18 protein-coding genes and 1 pseudogene are annotated in these 17441 nt (G+C 64.9%); 8 read left to right on the top strand and 11 right to left on the bottom strand.

Going from position 1 to position 17441, the window contains the following annotated elements; genetic code table 11:
• The first annotated feature begins 33 nt into the window (after positions 1 to 33).
• The gene (locus FOS14_RS09550; protein ID WP_143770056.1) at positions 34 to 657 is read left to right on the top strand and encodes a hypothetical protein; all 624 of its coding nucleotides are present in this window, start codon (positions 34 to 36) and stop codon (positions 655 to 657) included.
• Between the two features lie 44 nt (positions 658 to 701).
• Here the strand turns inward: FOS14_RS09550 and FOS14_RS25175 are convergent, their stop codons facing one another.
• Both FOS14_RS25175 and FOS14_RS25475 read right to left on the bottom strand, forming a co-directional pair.
• The gene (locus FOS14_RS25175; RefSeq protein ID WP_185981702.1) at positions 702 to 1292 is read right to left on the bottom strand and encodes a hypothetical protein; all 591 of its coding nucleotides are present in this window, start codon (positions 1290 to 1292) and stop codon (positions 702 to 704) included.
• Positions 1293 to 1461: 169 nt separating this feature from the next.
• Positions 1462 to 1593, bottom strand: a pseudogene (locus FOS14_RS25475) (type IV toxin-antitoxin system AbiEi family antitoxin domain-containing protein); the annotation flags it as partial.
• A 246-nt stretch (positions 1594 to 1839) separates the two neighbouring features.
• Here FOS14_RS25475 and FOS14_RS25470 point away from each other — a divergent pair.
• From FOS14_RS25470 to FOS14_RS09520, 6 genes are all read left to right on the top strand, one after another.
• Complete coding sequence (locus FOS14_RS25470; protein ID WP_370512198.1) at positions 1840 to 1974, top strand: Ms4527A family Cys-rich leader peptide; 135 nt, start codon at positions 1840 to 1842, stop codon at positions 1972 to 1974.
• A 109-nt stretch (positions 1975 to 2083) separates the two neighbouring features.
• On the top strand, positions 2084 to 3877 hold the full coding sequence (locus FOS14_RS09540; RefSeq protein WP_143770054.1) for a nitrite/sulfite reductase: 1794 nt from the start codon (positions 2084 to 2086) through the stop codon (positions 3875 to 3877).
• Entirely contained in the window at positions 3874 to 4611 is a 738-nt protein-coding gene (locus tag FOS14_RS09535) for a phosphoadenylyl-sulfate reductase (protein ID WP_143770053.1), read from the top strand. The genes FOS14_RS09540 and FOS14_RS09535 overlap by 4 nt, the downstream gene beginning before the upstream one ends.
• On the top strand, positions 4590 to 5534 hold the full coding sequence (cysD, locus tag FOS14_RS09530) for a sulfate adenylyltransferase subunit CysD (RefSeq protein WP_143770052.1): 945 nt from the start codon (positions 4590 to 4592) through the stop codon (positions 5532 to 5534). The genes FOS14_RS09535 and cysD overlap by 22 nt, the downstream gene beginning before the upstream one ends.
• 2 nt (positions 5535 to 5536) lie before the next feature.
• A complete protein-coding gene (locus tag FOS14_RS09525) occupies positions 5537 to 6868 on the top strand; it encodes a sulfate adenylyltransferase subunit 1 (protein WP_143770051.1) in 1332 nt (443 codons plus the stop codon).
• A complete protein-coding gene (locus tag FOS14_RS09520; RefSeq protein ID WP_143770050.1) occupies positions 6865 to 7614 on the top strand; it encodes a sirohydrochlorin chelatase in 750 nt (249 codons plus the stop codon). The genes FOS14_RS09525 and FOS14_RS09520 overlap by 4 nt, the downstream gene beginning before the upstream one ends.
• A 24-nt stretch (positions 7615 to 7638) precedes the next feature.
• On the opposite strand, the gene FOS14_RS09515 is transcribed toward FOS14_RS09520, so the two are convergent.
• The 6 genes from FOS14_RS09515 to FOS14_RS09495 form a co-directional block, all read right to left on the bottom strand.
• Positions 7639 to 8634, bottom strand: coding sequence for a sulfate/molybdate ABC transporter ATP-binding protein (locus FOS14_RS09515; protein ID WP_143770049.1), 996 nt, complete (start codon positions 8632 to 8634; stop codon positions 7639 to 7641).
• Between the two features lie 96 nt (positions 8635 to 8730).
• Positions 8731 to 9540: a sulfate ABC transporter permease subunit CysW gene (gene cysW / locus FOS14_RS09510; protein WP_143770048.1), complete on the bottom strand. Its 810-nt coding sequence runs from the start codon at positions 9538 to 9540 to the stop codon at positions 8731 to 8733.
• On the bottom strand, positions 9537 to 10370 hold the full coding sequence (gene cysT, locus FOS14_RS09505; protein WP_143770047.1) for a sulfate ABC transporter permease subunit CysT: 834 nt from the start codon (positions 10368 to 10370) through the stop codon (positions 9537 to 9539). Before cysT ends, cysW begins: the two co-directional genes overlap by 4 nt.
• Positions 10367 to 11392: a sulfate ABC transporter substrate-binding protein gene (locus FOS14_RS09500; RefSeq protein WP_143770046.1), complete on the bottom strand. Its 1026-nt coding sequence runs from the start codon at positions 11390 to 11392 to the stop codon at positions 10367 to 10369. Before FOS14_RS09500 ends, cysT begins: the two co-directional genes overlap by 4 nt.
• A 96-nt stretch (positions 11393 to 11488) precedes the next feature.
• A complete protein-coding gene (locus FOS14_RS25465; protein ID WP_370512197.1) occupies positions 11489 to 11578 on the bottom strand; it encodes an Ms4533A family Cys-rich leader peptide in 90 nt (29 codons plus the stop codon).
• A gap of 129 nt (positions 11579 to 11707) precedes the next feature.
• Positions 11708 to 11932: a hypothetical protein gene (locus FOS14_RS09495; protein ID WP_255450196.1), complete on the bottom strand. Its 225-nt coding sequence runs from the start codon at positions 11930 to 11932 to the stop codon at positions 11708 to 11710.
• Between the two features lie 95 nt (positions 11933 to 12027).
• On the opposite strand from FOS14_RS09495, the gene FOS14_RS09490 reads away from it, so the two are divergent.
• A complete protein-coding gene (locus FOS14_RS09490) occupies positions 12028 to 14070 on the top strand; it encodes a glycoside hydrolase family 15 protein (RefSeq protein ID WP_143770045.1) in 2043 nt (680 codons plus the stop codon).
• A 4-nt stretch (positions 14071 to 14074) separates the two neighbouring features.
• On the opposite strand, the gene FOS14_RS09485 is transcribed toward FOS14_RS09490, so the two are convergent.
• The 3 genes from FOS14_RS09485 to lepA form a co-directional block, all read right to left on the bottom strand.
• A complete protein-coding gene (locus FOS14_RS09485; protein WP_143770044.1) occupies positions 14075 to 14518 on the bottom strand; it encodes a hypothetical protein in 444 nt (147 codons plus the stop codon).
• Between the two features lie 13 nt (positions 14519 to 14531).
• Complete coding sequence (locus FOS14_RS09480) at positions 14532 to 15470, bottom strand: nitronate monooxygenase family protein (protein ID WP_143770043.1); 939 nt, start codon at positions 15468 to 15470, stop codon at positions 14532 to 14534.
• A gap of 110 nt (positions 15471 to 15580) precedes the next feature.
• Positions 15581 to 17422: a translation elongation factor 4 gene (gene lepA, locus FOS14_RS09475; protein WP_143770042.1), complete on the bottom strand. Its 1842-nt coding sequence runs from the start codon at positions 17420 to 17422 to the stop codon at positions 15581 to 15583.
• Positions 17423 to 17441 lie beyond the last annotated feature (19 nt).

Genomic DNA, 17441 nt, shown 5'->3' with positions numbered 1-17441 from the left:
CTCGTAGACACAACCGAGCGCCGGGAGGCTTGTTTGCGGAAACGTCGGAGCCTGAAGTCCGCGGGCGTCATCGTCGCGCTCGTGCTCGTCGCAGGTTGTTCGAGCGAAACCATCAACGGGAGTCCCGAGCCGGCGTCGGTCCCGGTTACCGTCGTGACGCCATCGGTCACGCCGACGACGACCCCGACGACCACCCCCTCAACAACGGAGTCCACGACGACTGCCCCGCCGTCGACGTCGACGAGTCCGACAGCGACCAGCGCCGCCGAACCGACCACCGTCGACCCGCGCGAATACCAGCAGGGCTCGTCCTACTTCTTCAAGTCACCGACCGGCAACATCAAGTGCGGAATCTTGGCCAACGGGGAGTACCGGACGGGCTGCCAACTCGACCATGTCGATGTAGTTCCTGGCGGCACAGCCAATTGCGGGGCAGGGGCCAAAGAGCAGGTCGCGGCAGTAATCAGCGGCGTGCGCGCACATTTGGTCTGCCTGAGTCACAGCGTGTTCGTCGGCGCAAACGGCGGTCGGGTGCTGGCCTACGGCCAATCCATCACCGCCCGTGGCACAACGTGCACATCGACGCCCGCGGGTGTGCGGTGCGAGCAGAGTGGGCACGGGTTCGAGGTGTCCACCGATAACCAGTCGACGTTTTGAACGCATAGTTTTCGGCGCGAATCCGCGGCTAACGACGCCGAGAACTATGCGCTCGATCGACGGCGAGCCAGCTCTATGGCGGCCCGAATCGGACCGATGAACTGTTCGGGATTCCGGTAAACCGACCCGGCGGTCGCGTAGTACATCTGCCAACCCGCCAGCACAAGCGCGTTGTGCCGCGGATTATCCCTGGTCGCCGCGTCCGCGCCACTGTGGAACTGCGCGCTTTCGAAGTCGAGTCCGATCAGCCATTCCTCCCACCCGAGATCGAGGCGACGCGCAACTCCACCACACCACACCACCACCTGCGGAGTCGGCATCGGCAGACCGGCATGGATGCACCGCATCCGCGTTCGCGACTCCATTGGCGACTCGGCGCGCACGTCGGCATAGCCGAGCAACTCCGACGCCTGGCGGTAGCCGCGTTTGCCCGTCTGGCGGTCGAGTTCGTCGTAAAGCACCCGCTTGTCCAGTCCGCGCTGCAGGCATCGGTCGAGCAACGCGAGCGCGTCCAGTCGGTTGTAGTTGCGCGCGAGGTCTATCGCGGTCCGTGCCGCGGACGTCGTGAGGACGCCGCCGACGCGAACCAGTCCGCTGGTCTTCTCGCGGTGAACAACCAACTCGGGTCGCGACATTCGGGCAGCCGGGGTCAACAACATGCAGCTTCGGGGAGTCCAGCACACCAAAGCCGTGCAGTTGTGCAGCGGTGTCGTGGCATGCCGCGACCGGCGCGCCGAGCGTGAGAGACGCCGCGGTCAGCATCAGCCGGACATCGGGTGTTGTCGCAGATTGGCGGTAGACACCGCGGAAGACTCTCACCCAGTCGCCGCGCCGGATCAGCGTCCGAATCTCGCCGTCTGTGTAGGAGGCCCTGGCCTGCTGAAAAGTGAACACACCCCACTGGGCTGTCGCCAATGCCGCCAAATTGGGTCGCATGCCAATTACCCTGCACTGCGCTCAGCCCGGTGCTTTCGGGTCGACCTGGGCAAATGCCGCTGCCTGTGGATAACTTCAAACCGTCGAATGCATAGTTTTCGTCGCAAATCTGCGGCTAACGACGCCGAAAACTATGCGCTCGATCGACGGTGTCCAACATCACAGTCACCCGTCACCAGGGGTATTTCCCCGAAAAATTGGGGAAATATGCTGCGCGGCGGCAACAACCCCGTGTGACATGGCAGAATGTCCCGCATGACCGCACTGCGCCGCCTGCCCGCGATGCCGCTGGGTGCCACAGATGTGCGGTTGGTGGCACGTCGCCACGTTGATCTCAAGCGAGTGTGTAGCTGCTGTTGTCTTCCGAGCCTCGCCCGGTAAACCAGCTGCCATCTATTTCGCCATATTCCGCTGGTTGCGGTGCAACTGACGCGAGTCAACCCCTTGCGTCGCCGCTATCAGCTGCTATCGATCTTCAGGAGCGACCTGCATGACGTCGAACACCGACGCCGGCCCCGCCACAGCGCGCGCCGAACGCCCACATCGCGAACAGTCGGCGCGCGTGCGTGCGGCGCACGCCACCAAAGCCCAACGGGACGCGACTGTCGCCCCGCGGGAGCGCACCGCCCGCCCGGCCAAGCGCCGCGGCGAGGGACAGTGGGCGCTCGGCTACCGGGAGCCGCTGAACCCGAACGAGCAATCCAAGAAGGACGACCACCCGCTCAACGTCCGCAAGCGAATTCTCGACATTTACGCCCAGACCGGGTTCGACGGAATCGACAAGTCGGACCTGCGCGGACGATTCCGCTGGATGGGCCTCTACACCCAGCGCGCCCAGGGGTATGACGGCACCTGGACCGGCGACGACAACATCGACGTGCTGGAAGCGCCGTACTTCATGATGCGCATCCGCACCGATGGCGGAAAACTGAATGTCGACCAGGTGCGCACCATCGCCGGGATCTCGAAGGAGTTCGCGCGCGACACCGCCGACATCTCCGATCGGCAGAACATCCAGCTGCACTGGGTGGAGATCGAGAACGTGCCCGAAATCTGGCGGCGCCTCGACGCGGTTGGGTTGCAGACCACCGAGGCGTGCGGCGACTGCCCACGCGGCATGCTCGGTTCGCCGCTGGCCGGGTTGGCCGTCGACGAGGTGCTCGACGCCTCCCCCGCACTCGCCGAAATCAAGCGCCGCTACATCGGCGACCCGGCCTTTGCCAACCTGCCGCGTAAATTCAAGACCGCGGTTTCAGGGCTGCAGGACGTGGTCCACGAAATCAACGACGTCTCGTTTGTCGGCGTGGTGCACCCGGAGCACGGACCGGGGCTCGACCTGTGGGTCGGCGGCGGCCTCTCGACCAATCCCATGCTCGCGCAACGACTTGGCGTGTGGGTGCCTCTCGACGAGGTGCCCGAGGTGTGGGCCGGCGTCGTCGGCATCTTCCGCGACTACGGTTACCGTCGGCTGCGGTCCAAGGCCCGGCTGAAGTTTCTCATCAAGGACTGGGGTGTAGAGAAGTTTCGGGAAGTTCTCGAAACCGAATACTTGAAGCGCAAGCTCATCGACGGTCCGGCGCCCGTACCGCCAAAGCATCCGCTCGACCACGTCGGCATTACCAAGCTCAAGAACGGCTTGAATGCCGTTGGCTTCTCGGCTGTTTCGGGTCGCGTGTCGGGAACGATCCTCGACGCGCTGGCCGACGCGATGGAGCGGGCCGGCAGCGAGTCGGTCCGGCTGACGCCGTACCAGAAACTGGTGGTGGTCAATGTCGCGACAGACCGTATCGAGCAACTCGACCGCGATTTGGAGGCCGTCGGGCTGACGTCGCGGCCGTCGCGGTGGCGCCGCAACCTGATCGCCTGCACCGGGCTGGAGTTCTGCAAGCTGTCGTTCACCGAGACACGCAGCCGTTCACAGGCTTTGGTTCCGGAGCTGGAGCAGCGGCTGGAGGAGCTCAACATGCAGCTCGACGTGCCGATCACCGTGAACATCAACGGTTGCCCGAACTCGTGCGCCCGCACCCAGGTCGCCGACATCGGCTTCAAGGGCCAGCTCATCGACGACGGCGAGGGCGGCCACGTCGAGGGCTTCCAGGTGCATCTTGGCGGATCGCTCGGCTGGGACATCGGGTTCGGCCGAAAGCTGCGCCAGCACAAGGTTTATGGCCACGAGGTGACCGACTACATCGAGCGGTTGGTGCGCAACTTCATCAAGCACAAGAACGAGGGCGAACGCTTCGCGGAGTGGGTTGTGCGGGCAGACGAGGCGGACTTGCGATGAGCGTCAGCGAAGAGCCGAAAACACAAATGAGCGATTTGAAAACTCTGGCGGAAACCGCCGCAGCCGAGTTGAAAGATGCCTCGGCGCAGGAACTGTTGCAGTGGACCGAGGACACGTTCGGTGGGCCATCCGCTGGAGACCGATCCGGCTACATCGTGGCCTCGAACATGCAGGACGCCGTCCTGGTTCACCTTGCCGCGCAGGTGCGCCCCGGTGTGGACGTTCTGTTTCTCGACACGGGTTACCACTTCGCCGAGACGATCGGCACCCGTGACGCGGTCGAGGCCGTCTACGGCGTCAATGTGGTCAACGCGCGCCCGGAGCACACCGTCGACGAGCAGAACAGACTCCTCGGCAAGGACCTGTTCGCTCGTGATCCGAACGAGTGCTGCCGGCTACGCAAGGTGGTTCCGCTGCGCAACACTTTGCAGAACTACCGCGCCTGGGTGACGGGTATCCGTCGCGTCGAATCGCCGACGCGTGCCAACGCGCCGCTGATTTCGTTCGACGAGTCCTTCGGGTTGGTGAAGATCAACCCGATCGCGGCTTGGTCGGACGACGACATGGAGAATTACATCACCGAGCACGGCATTCTCGTCAATCCCCTTGTCGAGGAGGGCTATCCGTCGATCGGGTGCGCGCCCTGCACCCGTAAGCCGGAACCGGGATCCGATCCGCGAAGCGGCCGCTGGGCCGGCTTTGCCAAGACCGAATGTGGGTTGCACGCATCATGACCGCATCGACGCTGACAGTTTCGAAGTTGGAAACGTTCGACACCCTCGCAGCGCTGGAGTCCGAGGCAATTCACATCTTCCGCGAGGTCGCCGGGGAGTTCGAGCGGCCGGTGATCCTGTTCTCCGGCGGCAAGGACTCCACCGTGCTGCTGCATCTGGCCATCAAAGCGTTTTGGCCTGCGCCGCTGCCATTTTCGCTGCTGCACGTAGATACCGGGCACAATTTCGACGAGGTGCTGTCGTTCCGCGACGAGGTGGTGTCCCGCTACGGCCTGCGGTTGCACGTCGCCAAGGTGGAGGACTACCTCGCCGACGGTCGGCTCACCGAACGCCCTGACGGAATCCGCAACCCGTTGCAGACCATTCCGCTGCTCGACGCCATCACCGAGAATCGCTTCGACGCGGTGTTCGGTGGCGGCCGGCGCGACGAGGAGCGCTCGCGGGCCAAGGAGCGAATTTTCTCCCTCCGCAACGCTTTTGGGCAGTGGGACCCGAAGCGGCAACGGCCCGAGCTGTGGAACCTGTACAACGGTCGGCACGCACCGGGCGAGCACGTCCGGGTGTTTCCGCTGAGTAACTGGACCGAACTCGACGTATGGCGCTACATCGCCCGCGAGGATGTCGCGCTGGCCAGCATCTATTACGCGCACGAGCGCAAGGTCTACCAACGCGACGGCATGTGGATGACGCCGGGCTCCTGGGGCGGGCCGCGCGACGGTGAGGTGCTGGAGAGCCGGTCCGTGCGTTACCGCACGGTGGGTGACGGATCCACCACCGGCGCAGTGCTTTCCGAGGCCGCCGACAACGAGGCCATCCTGGCCGAAGTCGCCGCCTCCCGACTGACCGAGCGCGGCGCGACGCGCGGTGATGACCGCGTTTCCGAGGCCGCCATGGAAGACCGCAAGCGTGAAGGTTATTTCTGAGCATGAGTGACTTACTGAGGCTGGCAACCGCCGGATCGGTCGACGACGGCAAGTCGACGCTGGTCGGGCGGTTGCTGTACGACACCAAGTCGGTGCTGGCCGACCAGATCGACGCCGTCACCCGCGCGTCGGTCGACAGGGGTTTGGCCACCCCGGACCTGTCGCTGCTCGTCGACGGCCTGCGCGCAGAGCGGGAACAGGGCATCACCATCGACGTGGCCTACCGCTATTTCGCCACGCCCAAGCGGTCTTTCGTGCTGGCCGACACCCCCGGGCACGTGCAGTACACCCGCAACACCGTCAGCGGCGCGTCCACCGCTCAGCTGGTGATCCTGCTGGTCGACGCGCGCAAGGGCGTTGTGGAGCAGACGCGTCGGCACGCGGCCGTGTTGGCGTTGCTCGGTGTGCCGAAACTGGTGCTGGCGGTCAACAAGATCGACTTGATCGGGGTGAGCGAAGCGGCGGGGGGTGCACCGGGCGACCCGGCAGCGGTTTTCGCGGAAATCTCCGCCGAGTTCAACACCCTGACCACGGCACTTGGCTGGTCGAGCGAGGACGTGCTGGAAATCCCGGTCTCGGCCAAGTACGGCGACAACGTGGCCAGCCGATCCGACAACACTCCGTACTACGACGGTCCCTCGCTCATCGAGCACCTCGAGTCGGTGCCCGTCGACGCTGACACCCGCGGCCGGCACTCCATCGGACTGCGCTTCCCCGTCCAGTACGTGATTCGTCCGCGCACGGCCGATTACCCCGACTACCGCGGTTATGCAGGGCAGGTCGCGGCCGGGTCGGTGGCGCCGGGCGACGAAGTGGTGGTGCTGCCGTCGGGTGTTCGGACCTCGGTTCGCCGAATCGACACGGCCGACGGCGAACTGGAACAAGCCCAAACCGGTCGCAGCGTGACGCTGATCCTCGAAGACGACCTCGACATCTCCCGCGGCGACACCATCGCAGCGGCCGCCGATGCCCCCGAGCCGATTTCGGAGTTCGAGGCGACAGTCTGCTGGCTCGCCGAGAAGCCGTTGCGTCCCGGTGCCCGGTTGCTGCTCAAGCACGGAACCCGCACGACGCAGGCCATCGTGGGCGCACTGGTGGAACGCTTCGACGAACAGAACTTGGCCTCCGTTCCGGGACCGGAGTCGTTGGAGCTCAACGATCTCGGCCGGATCTCGGTTCGGGTCGCGGAGCCCATCGTCGCCGACGACTACGCGGTGAACCGGCACACCGGCAGTTTCTTGCTGATCGATCCGGCAGGTGGCAACACGTTGGCGGCCGGTCTGGTCGGCGACGTGCTGAGCGCCGTCGAGGTCGGCACCGCCCCGGTGTCGTGACCGCACTCATTGCGGTTGCGCACGGGAGCCGCGATCCCCGCTCGGCAGCGACAGTCGCGGCGATGGTTTCGGAGTTGCGCCTAGCGCGGCCGGGGCTCGATGTGCGCCTGTCGTTTCTGGATCTCAACGCTCCCTCGGTCAGCCAAGTGATCGATTCGGTTGCTGCACAAGGCTACCGGGAGGCTGTCGTCGTACCGCTGCTGCTCGGCAACGCCTTCCATGCCCGCGTTGACTTGCCGGCCATGCTCGCCCTTGCGTGCCTGCGTCATCCCGAGTTAACGCTGATCCAAGCTGAGGTGCTCGGCACGGATGCCCGACTGGCTGCCGCTGTGCGGGAACGGATTCTGGACACCGACGTCACCGTCGACGACCCGAGCATCGGCATCGCCCTCGCTGGAGTCGGGTCATCGTCGACGGCTGCGAACGAACGAACCAAAGCGGTTGCTGCCCAAGTATGCTCGGGAACTCGGTGGCGGGTGGGTAGTTGCTTCGTCACCGCGACCGAGCCGGCCGTCGAGCAAGCCGTGGCCGAATTGCGCGCGTCGGGCGCCGGCCGAATCGTGGTGGCGCCGTGGTTTCTTGCGCCGGGCCTGTTGACCGACCGTCTGTTCGCGGCGACGCCGGGTTTGGCGCACGCGGCGACGATCGGAGCGCATCGCGGGCTCGTCGAGGTCGCACTCGACCGGTTCGATGCGGCTCGCGCGGCCATGCATTCCGGCGGCGCTGCGGCGCGGGTGGTCGCCTGAGCCGGTACCCGGGCGCGCCGCTAGCTACTCGCCTGGAATCTGCGGCACCCGGGTCGCCCGCACATACACCGTCTCCCCCGCCTTCAATTGCAGCGCCTCGCTGTCACCGCGGGTCACCTGCGCGGTGAAGCCGTCGCCGGTCGCGGCGTTGCGCATCTCGACACGCACCTCGAAGCCCAACCGGACCACACGTTCGACGACGGCCCTGGTCACCCCGGCCGTCTCCGCGGTTCCCTCCGCTTGCGAGATGGCCATCATGGGGTCACGGCCCACGCGAATGTCGTGCGGGCGCACCAGTTGACCGTTCAGCTTGGCCACATCGCCGAGGAAGGACATGACAAACCGGTTGGCGGGCTTGTCGTAAAGCTCCTGCGGTGAACCCACCTGCTCGATTCGACCGCGGTTCATCACCGCAATCCGATCGGCAATGTCGAGCGCCTCCTCCTGGTCGTGGGTGACCAGCACGGTGGTGACGTGCACCTCGTCGTGCAGCCGACGCAGCCACTTGCGCAGGTCGGCGCGAACCTTGGCGTCGAGCGCACCGAACGGCTCGTCGAGCAACAGCACCTTGGGATCGACGGCCAAGGCGCGCGCCAGTGCCATGCGCTGGCGCTGACCACCCGACAGCTGCGCGGGATAACGATGCTGAAAGCCGTCGAGGCCAACGATGCCGAGCAATTCGTCCACCCGGCGGGCGATTTCGGTCTTGGGCCGCTTGCGAATTTTCAGCCCGAACGCCACGTTGTCACGGACCGTCATGTGCTTGAACGCGGCGTAGTGCTGAAACACGAAGCCGATGTCGCGTTTCTGCGGCGAGACACCGGTGACGTCCCGCCCGGCGATCCGAATCGAGCCCGAATCCAAGGTTTCCAGGCCCGCAATCGACCGCAGCAGCGTCGACTTGCCCGAGCCCGACGGTCCCAGCAGCGCGGTGAGCGCGCCGGACGGGATGTCGAGGGACACGTCGTCCAGCGCCGCGAAGTCGCCGTAGTTCTTGTGCGCGTCAACGACGGTAATCATGGCTCGCCTCCCGCCCGCTCCGGTCCTCGCTGCGCTGCGATCCTCACGGGCGCTCGCCTTCGCGCGATCATGGCTCGCCTCCCCGCTCTTGAGAGATCACTTCTTCGCCACCCTCTTCCGGTCCAGCGCCGTCATCACGAGCAGCGTCACCAGCGCGACCCCCATCAACAGCGTCGCGGCGCAATAGGCCCCAAAGGTGTTGTGGTCATCGATATACCGTGCGTGCACCAGCAGGGTCAGCGTCTGCGACACCCCCGGAAACCCGGATGACACCATGATCACGGCACCGAACTCGCCGAGCGCACGCGCGACCGTCAGCACGACGCCATAGGTGAGTCCCCAGCGAATCGACGGCAGTGTAATCCGCCAAAACGTTTGCCAGCTCGACGCGCCCAATGTCGCGGCGGCCTGTTCCTGGTCGTCGCCGATCTCGTGCAGCACCGGCTCGACCTCACGCACCACGAACGGCAATGTCACGAAGATCGTCGCGATGACCATGCCGGTCAGGCCGAAGATGACCTTGATGCCGAAATGTTCGATACCCCCGAACCAGCCGTCCGAACCCCACAGCAGGATCAGCGAAACACCAACGACGATGGGCGAGACCGCGAACGGCAGATCGACGATCCCCTGCAGCAGGCTACGACCGGGGAACCGGCCGCGTGCCAGGGCAAGCGCAGTCACGATGCCGAACACCACGTTGACCGGCACCACGATCGCCACGATCAACAGTGAAAGATCCAGTGCGGCAATGGCCGCCGGTGTAGTGATCGAATCGACGAACGCGCCGATGCCCTTGCCGAAACTGCGCCAGAGAATCAGCGCGATCGGCAGTACCAACAACACGAACAGGTACAGCAAGGCAACCGAACGCAATCCAAGGCGAGCCAACGGTGACGTCCTCATGGCGCCTGCTGCTCCTTACGGAGGTTCCGCTGCGCGACGACCCGCAGCACCAACAGCGTCACAAAAGCGATGGCCAGCAACGCCACCGACACCGCGGCGGCGTTGGCGGGCCGATCGATCTCGATCTGCTGCTGGATGTACTGCGACGTCATCTGCGTCACCCGCGGAATGTTGCCACCGATCAATACGATCGAACCGTATTCGCCGATCGCCCGCGCGAATGCCAACCCGGCACCGCTGAGAATTGCCGGAGCCAACGTCGGCAGCACAATCTTGGAAAAGATGACCCAGTTGTCAGCACCGAGGGATGCCGCGGCCTGCTCGACGTCGCGGTCTGCCTCGATGAGCACCGGCTGCACGGACCGGACCACGAACGGCAGCGTCACAAAGGCAAGGGCCACAACCAAACCGGGCTGGGTGGCGTTGAGATGGATGTTCACCGGACTGTCCGGGCCATACAGCGACAGCAGCACGATGCTGGCCACGATCGTGGGCAGGGCAAACGGAAGGTCGATGAGCGCGTTGACGATTGCCTTGCCGGGAAAGTTGTCCCGCACCAGTACCCAGGCCACCAGGGTGCCCATCACCGCGTTGATCACCGCCACAATCACCGATACCCAGATAGTGACCTTCAATGAGGCCAACGCGACCGGAGCGGTGACCGCATCCCAGAATTGGCCAATACCCCCGCCAAAGGCGTTGTAGGTCAGCGCAGCCAACGGCAGCAGCACGATCACGCTCAGCCACAGCACCGCCGTCGAAACCCCGAACGGCCCCACGGCACCGGAAAACTGGAACAGCGCGCGGCGTTTGGCAAGAAGCGTCGTCATCGCGTTGCTTTGTCGTAGATGACGGCGATGGACCCGCTGCCCTGCGCGAACAGATCCTTGTCGACGGTGTCCCAGCCGCCCAGGTCGGCGATCGTCCAGAGCTTCTGCGGCTGTGGAAACTGGCCGGCAAACTGCTCGGCAACGCCGGGATCAGCCGGTCGGAAGCCAGCCTCGGCCCACAACTTCTGCGCCTGCGGGGTAAACAAGAAGTCGCGGAATGCCTTCGCCTTGGCGATCTTGCTGCTCGACGTGATCACCGCCACCGGATTCTCGATCTTGAAGGTCTGCGCGGGCACGATGTGTTCCACCTGGTCGCCATTGCGCTCGGAGAAGATCGCCTCGTTCTCGTAGCTCAGTAGCGCGTCACCGGTTCCCTGCAAGAAGGTTTCGGTCGCTTCCCGGCCGGACTTCGGCTGCACCTTTACGTGGTCATCGATCAGCTTGGTCAAATAGTCCAGGCCCGCCTGTGGATTCTTGCCACCGTCGCTCTTTGCCGCATACGGCGCCAACAGGTTCCACTTTGCCGAGCCAGAGCTGAACGGATTCGGCGTCACCACTTCGATGCCTGGCCGCAGCAGGTCGTCCCAGCTCGTGATGTGCTTCGGATTGCCCTTGCGCACCACGATCGTGACGACCGAGCCGAACGGCACGCCGTGGTTGGCGTCCTGGTTCCAGGTTGGATCGACCAGACCCGCGTCCACCAGTCTGGTGATATCCGGTTCCGTCGAGAAGTTCACCACGTCGGCGGGAGCACCGTCTTTGACTTTCCGGGACTGATCGCCCGACGGGCCGTAGGAGGGCTGGATGAGCACGTCCTTGCCGGCCGGTGTCTGCGCAAACGCGGGAATCACTTTGTCGAAGCCAGGTTTCGGCACTGCGTAGGCGAACAGGTGCAGCGTTCCCCCGGACCCGTTCGCGGCGCTGTCGCCGCCGACCACATCGCTCGAACCGCCACCGCAGCCGCTCAAGGTCAACACCGCTGCGGCGGCCACCGCGGCGAGCATTCGAGACCGGTGACGCATGACAGAGGGGACCTTTCTGGCGAATCGAACTACCCGTGTTATCTGGAACCGCACAGGCGGAGATGAACCGCAAGGACGAGCGGTATCAAAGGAAGATCAGCGACAGTCGACGTCGGCCACAGCGAGGAAACCGACGGCAATCAACGCCAGACAGTGGCGGACGGACCGGACGGTGGCTATGGACACGTCGGCGACTTTAGCAGACAGCGCCGGGGTCAAGCCGTCCCGCAAGCGGTGATCAGTGCGTCAGCAGCCAGGCCAGCACTATCAAAATCAGCAGCGCACACAGCGCCAACGTGACACGCGAACGCGGCATTACGTCACGCCGCCCGTTTCGACGTCCGGCGTCGCTTCTCCAGCGCCGGTCCGGCGGTCGCGTCCGAGCAGATGCAAGGTGATGGCCAGGCCGCGGTCCAGCAACCAGGCCAACCCGAATGCCAACGGAACCGTCACCGCCAGGACCACAACGAACTGCGGGATGAAGGCCAACCCGGCCACCCACAACTCGATGCCGTCCCACCAGTTCGCCAGCGCATGCACCAGACAAGCCTAGCCGCTGTTCGCAGCCCACTGATCCTTCGCCCGCCTCGGCAATTCAGCGCGTGCCGCGCCCGATTTGGGTCGATGATGAGGGCATGGATCGAGTCGACGAACAGTCCACGGGTGTCTCCGGCGTCGGCGCATCGGACTCATCATCGAAGTCCCCGGCGCCGAAAAAGGCGCGCAAAGAGGCAAAGGCAGCGAAGCACGCTGAGGAGTCTCTTCTCGACGCGCGCCGCAGCAGCTTCCCGCCTATCGACGACTATGCCTTCCTCTCCGACTGCGAAAACACCTGCCTGATCGCGCGCAGTGGCGCCGTGGAGTGGATGTGTGTCCCACGACCGGACTCCCCCAGCGTTTTCGGCGCGGCCCTGGACCGCAGTGCCGGCCACTTCCGAGTAGGTCCGTACGGGCAAAACGTGCCCGCAGCCCGTCGCTACCTGCCGGGCGGGCTGATCGTGGAGACGACCTGGCAGACCGAGACCGGCTGGTTGATCATCCGCGATGCCATGGTGCTCGGCCCCTGGCACAACGTGGACGAACGCTCGAAAACGCACCGCCGCACCCCACAGGACTGGGATGCCGAACACATCCTGCTGCGCACAGTGAAATGCGTCAGCGGCGTCGTCGAGTTGGAGTTGAGCTGCGAGCCCGCTTTCGATTACCACCGGGCGCCGGCCAAGTGGGAATACACCGGCAAGGTGTACGAGGAGGCCACCGCGACCGCTCGCTGTGTGGGCCCCGGCGTTCACCCCGAACTCAAGTTGACCACCGACCTACGGCTCGGGCTCGAGGGCCGAGAGGCGCGCGCACGACGGCGCATGGTCGAGGGTGACAACGTTTTCGTCGCGCTGTCCTGGTCGGAACTGCCCGCACCGCAGACCTTTGCCGAAGCGTCGCAGAAGATGTGGCAGACCGCCGAGTGCTGGCGGCAATGGGTCACTATCGGGCGCTTTCCCGATCATCCGTGGCGCGGTTACATCCAGCGCAGCGCCTTGACGCTGAAGGGGCTCACCTATGCCCCGACCGGCGCGCTGTTGGCGGCGCCGACCACGTCGTTTCCGGAAACTCCTGGTGGCGAACGAAATTGGGACTACCGCTACGCCTGGGTCCGGGATTCGACATTTGCCCTGTGGGGCCTTTACACGCTCGGGCTGGATCGGGAGGCCAACGACTTCTTCGCCTTCATCGCCGATGTGTGCCAGGCCAGCAACGGCGGCGAACCGCACCCGCTGCAGGTCATGTACGGGGTCGGCGGTGAGCGCACGCTGGAAGAATTCGAGTTGGACAATTTGTCCGGATACGACGGTGCGCGGCCGGTCCGCATCGGCAACGGCGCCTACAACCAGGAACAGCACGACATCTGGGGCACCATGCTCGACTCGGTGTATCTGCACGTGCGGTCTCGCGAACAGGTTCCCGAGACGCTGTGGCCGCTGCTGGAACGCCAGGTGGAGACCGCGATCAAGAATTGGCGCAAACCCGACCGTGGCATCTGGGAAGTGCGCGGTGAGCCGCAGCACTTCGCGTCCTCGAAGGTGATGTGCTGGGTGGCACTCGACCGCGGGGTCAAGCTCGCCGTTCTGCACGGGGAAGACAGCTATGCCCAGCGATGGGCGCGGATCGCCGACGAGATCAAGGAGGACATCCTCACCAACGGTGTGGATGAGCGCGGCGTGTTCACCCAGACCTATGGCGGCCACACGCTCGATGCCGCGCTGCTGCTCGTTCCGCTGCTGCGGTTCCTACCGCCGGACGACGAGCGCGTCCGCAACACCGTGCTCGCGATCGCCGACGAACTCACCGAAGACGGGCTGGTCCTGCGCTACCGCACCGAAACCACCGACGACGGCCTGTCCGGGGAAGAAGGGACCTTCACCATCTGCTCGTTCTGGCTGGTGTCGGCGCTGGTCGAGATCGGCGAACTCGGTCGCGCCAAGCGGCTGTGCGAGCGGTTACTGGGCTACGCCAGTCCGCTGAAGCTCTACGCCGAGGAGATCGACACCAAGACCGGTCGGCATCTGGGCAATTTTCCGCAGGCGTTCACGCACCTGGCGCTGATCAATGCCGTGGTGCACGTGATTCGTGCGGAGGAGGAGGCACGCGCCGGGCGGTTCAAGCCCGCCCACTCGCGTTAACCCACTATCCCGCTAGCGGCATCGGCGTCAACTGCACGGCCGGCACCGGCGCCACTTTCACGGCGGGCTGCTTGCGTACCTGACACTTCAGCGTCCTGCGCAGCTTGGCCACCACCGAGGCGAGCCGCTCGGCCGTGTCCTTGGCGGCGAACGCCGGCGCGAGAGCCCACTCGACTAGATCGATGATCGTGGAAACCCGCGCGAGCATCACGTCGACGTTTTCGCGGGACCGGCGAATGGCGGCGAACTCCACGCGGATGTCGACCAGCACTTCATCGAGTCGCTCGACCGCGGGCTCGAGTCCTTGGACGAGGTCGGAGAGGTCTTCGACGAGCAGCGTGGCGTCGGCGGCCAGGCCGTCCATGCGCATCATCGCGCTATCTGCGTTGATGGCGGCGTTGGTCAAGCGCTTCAATCGGCCGGCTGAGGACCCCGGTTGCGTCACCACGTGTCAGCGCTCCTCATCGAAATCGTCGAAGTAACACTTCAGCCTGTGCGGCCATCCGCTCAACAACCTGCGCCGCGGGAAGCGACTCGGTTACCAATCCGGCTGCCTCACCGGCATATACGACTCCGAGATCAGGATCTGCGGGGTCGTACGCACCTGACAACATAGCGTGACCGGCGTCACTATTGTGGTATTTCCTCGTGAACGCGTTGGTCAGGGCGCGTCCTCCCCAGCGTGTCGGCCACGGCTGATTTCGGGCCTGATCGAACACCGATGTGTAGACGGTATCGGCGCTACCAGCGGCGATCAGCCGGTCGCGGGCATAGTCGGGCCCGGTGGTTTCCGGACTCGCCAACAGCGCGGTTCCGACGATCGCGCCTTCGGCGCCGGCCGCGATAACTGCGGCCAGTCCGCGCCCGGTCCCAATGCCACCAGCGGCGAGCACGGGCAGGTTCGTCGCCTCGAGGACTTCCTGCAGCAGCGGCAACGTGCCGATCCTGCCGGTGTGCCCGCCCGCCTCGGTGCCCTGGGCGGCGACAGCGTCCACACCCGCGGCCTCGACGATGCGCAAGTCCTCGATCGTGTTGATCTGCGAGAGCACCGGAACGCCTGCGGCATGGATTTTTTCGACATAGGGCGCCGGGTCGCCGAAGGACAGCGAGATCAAGGCCGGCTTTGCCTCGATGGCCGCGTCGAGTAACGCCGCGTGTTGCGCGCTTTCTCCGAGCGACCAGGTCATCAGCCCGACACCGAATGGGAGGCCGGTATCGCGCACGACGGCCGACTCTGCAGCGATCCATTCCGGCGTGGTGTAGCGGGCCGCACCGAGCATGCCCAGTCCGCCCGCCCGACTGACGGCGCCGGCCAGTTCACCACCGGCGCGCCCGCCCATGGGCGCACCGAGAATGGGCAGGTCGATGCCCAAGGTTCGGGTCAACCAGGTTTCGATCATGCTGCGCCTCCCTGTCCCGTTCGCCGGTGATCATGAGCAAATCGTGCTCGCAGTCCTGACGGATCTGCAGTTTTGCTCATGATCACAGCAAAGATTGTGCTAGCTGACTGCTACTTCTTCGGTTTGTCGGCTTGCGCATCCGAAGACAGCGCGGCCACGAACGCCTCCTGCGGCACTTCGACGCGACCGATGGTCTTCATCCGCTTCTTGCCTTCCTTCTGCTTCTCCAAGAGCTTGCGCTTGCGGCTGATGTCGCCGCCGTAGCACTTGGCGAGCACGTCCTTGCGGATGGCACGGATGTTCTCGCGGGCGATGATCTTGGATCCGATCGCCGCCTGGATGGGCACTTCGAACTGCTGACGCGGTATCAGTTCACGCAGCTTGGTGGTCATTTTGTGGCCGTACGCCTGCGCGCCGTCGCGGTGCACGATCGCCGAGAACGCGTCCACCGCCTCGCCCTGCAGCAGAATGTCCACCTTGACCAACTGCGACTCCTGTTCGCCCGACTCTTCGTAGTCGAGGCTGGCATAGCCGCGGGTGCGCGACTTCAGCGAGTCGAAAAAGTCGAAGATGATCTCGGCCATGGGCATGGTGTAGCGCAGCTCGACCCGGGTTTCGGACAGATAGTCCATGCCACCGAGGTCGCCGCGCCGGGACTGGCACAGCTCCATGATGGAGCCGATGAATTCGCTCGGCGTGATGATCGTGCACTTCACCACCGGCTCGAGAACGCGACGCACCTTGCCCTCGGGCCAGTACGACGGGTTGGTGACGACGTGCTCGGTGCCGTCTTCCATTTCGACGCGGTACACGACGTTCGGTGCGGTGGAGATGAGGTCGAGGCCGAACTCGCGCTGCAGCCGTTCACGCGTGATTTCCATGTGCAGCAGACCGAGGAAGCCGCAGCGGAACCCGAACCCGAGCGCGACCGAGGTCTCCGGCTGGTAAGTCAGCGCCGCGTCGTTGAGCTGCAGCTTCTCCAGCGCATCGCGCAGATCGGGATAGTCGGAACCGTCCACCGGATACAGGCCGGAATACACCATCGGCCGCGGCTCGCGGTAGCCGGTCAGCGCCTCCTTGGCCCCGTGGCGGGCGCTGGTGACAGTGTCGCCGACCTTGGACTGACGCACATCCTTCACGCCGGTGATCAGGTAGCCGACCTCGCCGACGCCGAGGCCTCCGGTGGCCTTCGGTTCGGGCGAGACGATGCCGACCTCGAGCAGCTCGTGCGTCGCGCCGGTGGACATCATCTGAATCTTCTCGCGCGGCACGATCTTGCCGTCCACGACCCTGACGTAGGTGACCACGCCCCGGTACGTGTCGTAGACCGAGTCGAAAATCATTGCGCGCGCGGGTGCATCGGGATCTCCGACGGGCGCGGGAATCTCGGCGATGACGTGATCGAGCAGTTCCGCGACGCCCTCGCCGGTCTTTCCGGAAACTCTGAGTACGTCAGTGGGTTCGCAGCCGATGATGTGGGCGATTTCGGCGGCGTAGCGGTCTGGGTCGGCGGCCGGCAGGTCGATCTTGTTCAGCACCGGGATGATCGTCAGATCGTTTTCCAGCGCCAAATACAGGTTGGCCAGCGTCTGCGCCTCGATGCCCTGTGCGGCGTCGACCAACAGCACCGCGCCCTCGCAGGCTTCCAGAGCGCGGGAAACCTCATAGGTGAAGTCGACGTGACCTGGCGTGTCGATGAGGTGCATGACGTACTGCACACCGTCGACCGTCCACGGCAAGCGGACGTTTTGCGCCTTGATGGTGATGCCGCGCTCGCGCTCGATGTCCATCCGGTCGAGGTACTGGGCCCGCATCTGCCGTTCCTCGACCACGCCGGTGAGCTGCAACATCCGGTCGGCCAAGGTGGACTTGCCGTGGTCGATGTGGGCGATGATGCAGAAGTTCCGGATCCGCGCAGGATCAGTGAACGTCGTATCGGCAAAGCTGGTAATGAGTGGCTCCTAGGCGAAG

It is taken from the genome of Skermania sp. ID1734 (genome assembly GCF_007489285.1).
In the GTDB taxonomy this organism is placed as follows: Bacteria; Actinomycetota; Actinomycetes; order Mycobacteriales; family Mycobacteriaceae; genus ID1734.
This window is presented reverse-complemented; position numbering and strand designations above follow the sequence as displayed.